This is a genomic window from Nocardia seriolae NBRC 15557, assembly GCF_007990715.1.
Lineage (GTDB): Bacteria > Actinomycetota > Actinomycetes > Mycobacteriales > Mycobacteriaceae > Nocardia > Nocardia seriolae.
In genome coordinates, this window is the sequence record NZ_BJWY01000021.1 from 65703 (window position 1) to 72998 (window position 7296).

5 protein-coding genes are annotated in these 7296 nt (G+C 68.4%); 1 reads left to right on the forward strand and 4 read right to left on the reverse strand.

The window, feature by feature from the left end; all coding sequences use genetic code 11:
- Nucleotides 1–80: 80 nt before the first annotated feature.
- Entirely contained in the window at nt 81–2258 is a 2178-nt protein-coding gene (locus tag NS2_RS09910) for an acyltransferase family protein (RefSeq protein ID WP_033086145.1), read from the forward strand.
- Nucleotides 2259–2262: 4 nt separating this feature from the next.
- On the opposite strand, the gene NS2_RS09915 is transcribed toward NS2_RS09910, so the two are convergent.
- The 4 genes from NS2_RS09915 to NS2_RS09930 all read right to left on the reverse strand — a co-directional run bounded on the left by NS2_RS09915 (nt 2263) and on the right by NS2_RS09930 (nt 7290).
- Nucleotides 2263–4191: a potassium transporter Kup gene (locus NS2_RS09915; protein WP_052086049.1), complete on the reverse strand. Its 1929-nt coding sequence runs from the start codon at nt 4189–4191 to the stop codon at nt 2263–2265.
- Between the two features lie 125 nt (nt 4192–4316).
- The gene (locus NS2_RS09920) at nt 4317–5684 is read right to left on the reverse strand and encodes a DUF2254 domain-containing protein (RefSeq protein WP_261772269.1); all 1368 of its coding nucleotides are present in this window, start codon (nt 5682–5684) and stop codon (nt 4317–4319) included.
- Nucleotides 5674–6009, reverse strand: coding sequence for a winged helix-turn-helix domain-containing protein (locus NS2_RS09925; RefSeq protein ID WP_052086027.1), 336 nt, complete (start codon nt 6007–6009; stop codon nt 5674–5676). Before NS2_RS09925 ends, NS2_RS09920 begins: the two co-directional genes overlap by 11 nt.
- Nucleotides 6010–6360: 351 nt before the next feature.
- Complete coding sequence (locus NS2_RS09930; RefSeq protein ID WP_033086073.1) at nt 6361–7290, reverse strand: potassium-transporting ATPase subunit C; 930 nt, start codon at nt 7288–7290, stop codon at nt 6361–6363.
- Nucleotides 7291–7296 lie beyond the last annotated feature (6 nt).

A 7296-nucleotide genomic window follows, 5' to 3' on the forward strand; every position in this document is an offset into this window, starting at 1 on the left:
GCGACAAACCGAACAGTACGGACACCGCCTGTGTGGCGATTGGTAATTTCCGCGAACCCTGACCGACAATGGCAGCCGCCATGTCCATATCCAGCACCGATCACCCGACCGCGCCGGAAAGCGACCGCCAGGACGCACCGGCCACCCCCGCGCGCCCCGGCGCCTACCGGCTGGATCTGGACGGACTGCGCGGCGTAGCTATCGCCCTGGTGGTCGCCTTCCACATCTGGGCCGGGCGGGTCTCCGGCGGCGTGGACGTGTTCCTGGTGCTGTCCGGATTCTTCTTCACCGGCATGCTCGTCCGCCGCGCCGACGGCGGCCCGGTGGGCGTACCGGCCACGCTGCGCCGCACCCTGCGCCGGCTGCTGCCCGCCATGATCGTGGTGCTGGCGGCCGTGGTGGTCGCGACGGTGGCCCTGCTCCCCCACACCCGCTGGTCGGATATCGCGGGGCAGACGCTGGCTTCGCTGTTCTACTACCAGAATTGGTATCTGGCGCTGTCCTGGTCGGACTACCTGGCCGCCGACCCCTCGGTGAGCCCGCTGCAGCATCTGTGGTCGATGTCGGTGCAGGGCCAGATGTATCTGGTGCTGCTGCTGGTGATCGCGACGGCGGCCTGGGCGCTGCGCCGCGCGGTGGCGGCGGGCGCGTGGAAACCGGCCGCGCAGTGGCCGCCGCTGCGCCGGGCCGGACAGCACGGCGTGCTGCGGATCGGTCTCGCGGCGATCTTCGGCGCGCTGGCCGTCGCCTCGTTCTGGTATGCCACCGAAGGTGTTGCGACCCAGCAGGGCTGGAACTACTACGACACCTTCGCCCGCGCTTGGGAACCCTTGGCGGGTGCGCTGCTGGCCATTGCCGCCCCCTACATCCGGCTGCCCGGCCCGACGCGAGAGCTGTTCGCCTGGGCCGGAATCGCGGCCATCGCGTGCTGCGGCTGGGTGGTCGACGGCGTGCTGGTCTTCCCCGGTCCGGCCGCCCTGATCCCCGTACTGGCCACCGTCGCACTGATTCTCGCGGGCGCGGGGCGCGACACCGCCGACCAGCCGCTGGTGAATCGGGCGCTGGCCTCCGGCCCGATGGTGGGGCTCGGCGGCTTCGCCTACGCCCTGTACCTGTGGCACTGGCCGATTCTCATCTTCTATCTGGGTGAGACCCATCAGCGCCGGGCGGGCGCGATCGGCGGCCTGGCCATCATCCTGGTCTCGCTGCTGCTGGCCTGGCTGACCCACCACCTGGTCGAGGAACCGCTGCGGCTGCGCTCCAAGCCCGCCCCGGGCAGTGAGACCAAGCCCCACAGCGGTATTCGCGCTCGCAGCCGTCTGCTCGCGGGCATCGCGGTCTCCACCGTCGGTGTGCTGCTACTGGGTTCGACGCTGACCTGGCAGTGGACCATGGGCGCGCGAGCACACGCGGTCGGTGAGCTGGATCCCGCGAAATATCCGGGCGCGGCGGCGCTCACCGACCACGCGCTGGTCCCCCGGGCCCCGATGCGCCCGACCACCGAGGAAGCCCCCGCCGATATCGCCTACCCGACCCGCGACGGCTGCATCTCCGACTTCGACACCCGCGCGGTCATCACCTGCAACTACGGCGACCACGACGCCCGGCGCACCCTCGCCGTGGTCGGCAATTCCCATGCCGAGCACTGGATTCCGGCCCTGCAGATCCTCGGCGAGCAGTACCACTTCCGGGTGGTCGTCTACCTGAAGATGGGCTGCCCGCTCACGGTCGCCGAGGAGCCGCTGTACAAGGGCCAGCAGAATCCGGACTGCCGGGACTGGTCGGCCGAGGTCATCGACCGGCTCGGGGTGGAGCACCCCGATTTCGTCTTCACCACCGCCACCCGCCCCAGCGACAATGGCGGCGACGAGACCCCGCAGGACTACGTGGACGTCTGGTCCGCCCTGTCCGACCGCGGCCTGCGGGTCATCGGCATCCGCGACACTCCGTGGCTGCGCCGCAACGGCATTCGCTACCGCGCCATCGACTGCCTGGCGGGCGGCGGCGACCGGCTGAGCTGCGGCCTGCCCCGCAGCGAGGCGCTCTCGACGGAGAATCCGGCCGAGGCCCCCGCGGCCGCCTTCCCCGATATGCGCCTGATCGATCTCAACGACGCCGTCTGTGAGCCCACGAGCTGCGCGGTCGTCGAGGGCAATATCCTCATCTACCACGACGAACATCATTTGACCGCAAGCTATTCGCGGTCGCTGGCCCCGGAGCTGGGCCGTCAGTTGCAGCCCATCCTCGACTGGTGGTGACGGGCTAGACCTCGATCCAGGAACCCATGGTGACCGTCCGGTCGCGCGGCAGGCCGAAGTACTCCGCGGCGTCGGCGGTGATGTGGGAAGTGGCGATGAACAAGCGTTTCCGCCACAGCGCCATGGTAGGTGCGTCACCGCGCCGCAGCTCGATCTTCGACAAGAAGAAGGACGCCCGGTCCAAGTCGAGCACGCCCTCGGTTTCGGACGGATCGAGCAGGCGGATGGCCGACGGGACGTCGGGGGTCTCCATGTAGCCGTAGCCAGCGGTGACGTGGATGATGCCGTCGTCCTGGGAACCGAGGTGATCGAGTGAGATCCGTTGCGCCGCCGGGACGCGCGGCACCGGCTCGGTCTTCAGGGTCAGAATCACGACCTGCCGTTGGCGCACGTGATTGCGTTCGACATTGGCGCGCATGGCCAGCGGCGCGGTCTCCTTGCCGCGGTTGAGGAAGACGGCGGTGCCGGGGACGGTGACCACCGACGACGGGTCGGCGCGCAGCCGATCCACGAATTCGCGCAGTGAGCCCTCTCGCCGCTCCCGCTCGGCGGTGACGACGATGCGGCCGCGCTGCCAGGTGGTCATGATGGTGAACGCGATGACTGCGATCAGCAGCGGCAGCCACGCGCCGTGCACCAGCTTGGTCAGATTCGCGGTGAAGAACAGCAGATCCACGATCAGCAGCGGGATGGTGCCGAGGGCGATCAGCCACAGCGGTGTGCGCCACTTCGCCCGGGCCACATAGAAGAACAGCAGCGTGGTGATGGTGATGGTGCCGGTCACCGCCGTGCCGAACGCGTAGGCCAGCGCCGCCGAGGTGCGGAACGCGAACACCAGGGTCAGCACCGAGACGAGCAGCAGCCAGTTGATCCACGGCACGTAGATCTGCCCGATGGTCGATTCGGAGGTGTGCGCCACGCGCAATCGCGGCAGATACCCGAGTTGTGCGGCCTGCGCGGCCACCGAGAAGGCGCCGGTGATGACCGCCTGCGACGCGATGACCGTGGCCGCGGTGGCCAACAGCACCATGGCCAGCCGCCCCCAGCCGGGCGTGAGCAGGAAGAACGGCGCGCCGATATTGGCGGGATCGTCGAGAATCAGCGCACCCTGCCCCATATAGCTCAGCACGCAGGCGGGAAACACGAGCACCAGCCAGGCGCGGGTGATGGCGCTGCGGCCGAAATGGCCCATATCGGCGTAGAGCGCCTCCGCGCCGGTGACCGCCAGCACCACGGCGGCCAGCGCGAAGAACGCGATTCCGAAGTGCCCGAACATGAATCCGAGCGCGTAGGTCGGCGAGAGCGCCTTCAGGATCTCCGGATGCCGCCCGATGCCGCTGATCCCGCACGCGCCGATGACCAGGAACCAGGCGATCATGATCGGCCCGAACACCCGCCCGACCGCGGCCGTGCCGTGCCGCTGCACCAGGAACAGCACCAGGATGATCACCGCGGTGATCGGCACGATGAAATCGTCCATCCCCGACGAGACGGTCTTCAAGCCCTCGACCGCCGAGAGCACCGACATCGCGGGGGGGATCATGCTGTCCCCCAGGAACAGTGCCGCCCCGAAGATGCCCAGCGCCGCCAGCATCAGAGCGGTCCGCTGCCCGCCCGGCAGGGTCCAGCGCCGCAGCAGGGTGATGAGCGCCATGATCCCGCCCTCGCCGTCGTTGTCGGCGCGCATGGCCAGCAGCACGTAGGTGACGGTCACGATGATCATGACCGACCAGAAGATCAGCGACACGATGCCGAAGATGTTCTCCCGGCTGACCGGAACCGGGTGCGGGTCATCGGGATTGAACACGGTCTGCAACGTGTAGATCGGACTGGTGCCGATATCGCCGAACACCACCCCGAGCGCACCGACCGTCAACGCGAGCCGGGATCCGCCGTGCCCACCGGAAACCGGTGCCGCCGATGCGTCCTCCACCGCAGTGCCCGGGGAAACCGCCACGCCATCCTCCTCCGCGCGGATTCCGATGTCCCGCGCACGAACCCGGACGATACCGGGGCATAGTGGTCATTTCGGCGGGGGCATGCCGCGACGGCAGCGGTTCATCGACCGAGATCGGCTCCGCGCGGTGACACCAGCGTCCGATAGCGGCGCAGCACATCGGCGCGGTCCGATTCCTCGGTGACCGATTCCCGGGCCGAGGTCTCGATCATCGCCGCCTGCTCCAGCAGCACCCGCAGCCGCTCCGGATCGGTTGTGCGGTCCGCGATTTCGGTGAGCGCGTCGAGCTGGCGGATCATCACCGCGGGCATGCCGCGCCCCGCCTGCCGGATCTTCTCGAAGGCCCGCTGCACCAGACGCTCATAGCTGACCTGGGTGGCGATGACCCGCACATACCCCTCCCGATCCCGCCGGACCGGATCGGGGTCCCAGGAGGCGGCGATTCTGGACAGGCAGTCGCCGAGCCAGTCGATGCAGGTCAGCGCCGTGAACGTGTCGTTGACGGCGGGAGACAGTGCGCGCAGCGCGATTTCGACGATCTGGTCGATGCCGAAGGAGATGTCCTGGGTGAGGGTCCGGGTGGGCCCGGCGAGCTGACCGCGCGCGAAATTCTTCGCGATCGGCTCGGCCGCTTCCGGTGGCCACACGTGAGCCACGACCTGCCCCGCGGTGAGGAAATGACCGGGCCGATACGGCAGGTGGATGACCGCGTTCTCGGCCGCCGCCATCCGCACCAGCTTCTCGTGGCGCATGTATTGCAGATACCCGCTGGCGGGCACCCGTACCTGCCCACCCGACTCGGTCAATCGGCGCATCAGTTCGTTCGGCGAGAGCCCGCGTTGCGGTCCCGACGCAGCCGAGGTCACGTGATTGGTCTCGATCGCGATCGACACCTCCGCCGCGATCCCCGCGATCACGTTGGGCAACTGGATGGCCATGGCGATGTGGTTGATGAAATAGATCAGCATCGCCAGATCGGCGACCATCGAGACGATCGCGACGGTCGTCGAGATGTGCGGGACGAAGTCCGCGCCGACCGACGCCAGCGCCGCGATCGCGTAGACGAAGCTGGCCACGAACGTGCCGAGGGTTAGCTGGGTGCCGCGATCCCGGATGAAGTTGCGCAGCATTCGCGGACCGAACTGGGTCGAGGCCAGCGTCAGCGCCACGATGGTGATCGAGAAGACCACACCCACCACGGTGATGATGGCGGCGGCGACCGCGGTGAGCGTCTGCCGGGCGGCATCGGGCGTCCCCCCGATCACCCACTCCGGAATCGTCAGCGCGCCACGATAAACCGCGCGATCGAGCCCGTAGGTGACCGCGAACAGCCCCACCGCCACGATCACTTCCAGCGTCGGCACGAACCACAGGTTCGTCCGCAACGCCTCCCGCCGCCGATCGAACTCGAGATACGAACCGAATATCGAATGTCGCACGCTGCTCCCGATGCCGGGCTCAGCGATCACGGGCGGTATCCGAATGCTGGTACAGGGCTTCCCATACCGCGAAGCTGGACAGCAATTCTACGGTGCGCCAGCCACTCTCGGTGAGCCGGATGGGTCCCGCGATGTCCAGCGATTCGTCCCAGCTGCCCACCACGTCCGCGGTCACCACCCCGTAGGCCGCGAGCAGCCGCAGCACCCGTGAGACGCCGGGGCGGCGCAGGCCGAGTTCGCCGCGCAGTTCCCGGACCGTGTGCGGTCCGCGGGCCAGCAGGTCGAGCAACTCCACCACGCCGCGGTGATTCACCAACTCGCGCAAAGCGGATAGTTCATCCGCCGGGTTCTCCATTGTTCCGACGCTAGGTCCACAGGACCCGCTGGTCGCCCGATCTTGACGCCCCTCCCCCGCCGCGACCCGCCATCTTTTCCGAATCCATACGGAGCGCCACCACGGCCACCGATGACACGGCGGGACAACAGAATTCGCGACATGGTCGACGGCCACGTCGCCCAAGGTGACGCCTGATCTCGCTGCGACCGGGGTAACTCACCGGGTACGTCCGAGACCCAGCCACGGCCTCGTCCGCCGGCCCGGTGCACAAGGCGAGCGGGCTCCCAACGGCCGGCAAAAGGCGCGGAGAGGCGGATGAGCCCCGGTCGCCCTCGTGAGCGAGGCGACCGGAGCCCAGGAATCGGCTGATCAACCCTTGAACGGGTACTTGCTGTCCAAGTCGTGGTTCATCTCGACGACATTGACTGTGGGCTCACCCATGAAGCCCAGGACCCGGCCGCTCTTGTGGGCGTCCACCAGGGCCTTGATCTGATCGGGAGACACGTTGCGCGCCTTGGCGACCCGGGCCACCTGGATGGCCGCGTACTCCGGGGAGATCTGCGGGTCCAGGCCCGACGCCGAGGCGGTCACCGCGTCGGTCGGAACCGGGGTGTCGGCGGGGGCGTCGCCGCGGATCGGGACGATCTGGCCCGCGGAGTAGTCCTCGCCGCGCACTGCGCACTCCACCTTCACGCCCTCGTACGCGTCCTGGAAGGGCACGGTCGGGTGCTTCGGGTCGGTGGAGCAGGGCTCGTTGACGCTGATCACCTTGGTGGGGTGGATCACCAGGCCGTGCGAGCCACGGTCGCCCATGACCGACAGCACCGCGCCGACACCACCGGGGGTGCAGTACGGGCGGCTGCCGTCCACGCCCTCGAGCTTGCCGACGTCACTGCTGCGCTTGCAGACCGTGCTCAGCAGGCTGAGCTTGTCGGCGCTCGGGTCGCCGGCGTCGAGGGTGTCGACCACCGACTCCGGGCCCATATTGCCGAAGGCGGAGTTCACCGCGTTGTACCCGTCGGTGCTGCCCTCGGAGTACGCCGCGTTGGACGGCCGCGTCTGGAAGTACTGCACCAGCGCGTTGCCCTTGCCGTCGGTGTAGGCCTGACCGATCAGGCTGGACCCGACGAGCTTGCCGCCGGAGTCCTTGATCAGCGACCCGTCGGCCTTGTCCTTCAGTCCCGGCAGCTGCGAGACCCCGAGAACCGCGGCGGGATAGATGATGCCGGTGATCACCGTGAGCACCAGCAGCGCCCGCAGCGCCGCGATGTGTTGCCTGATCCAGGCTGACATACGCATTAGTAC

Coding starts and splice junctions, on each gene's coding strand:
- NS2_RS09925 (WP_052086027.1), bottom strand. CDS start 6,009: ATGGAGAACCCGGCGGATGAACTATCCGCTTTGCGCGAGTTGGTGAAT.
- NS2_RS09930 (WP_033086073.1), bottom strand. CDS start 7,290: ATGCGTATGTCAGCCTGGATCAGGCAACACATCGCGGCGCTGCGGGCG.
- NS2_RS09910 (WP_033086145.1), top strand. CDS start 81: ATGTCCATATCCAGCACCGATCACCCGACCGCGCCGGAAAGCGACCGC.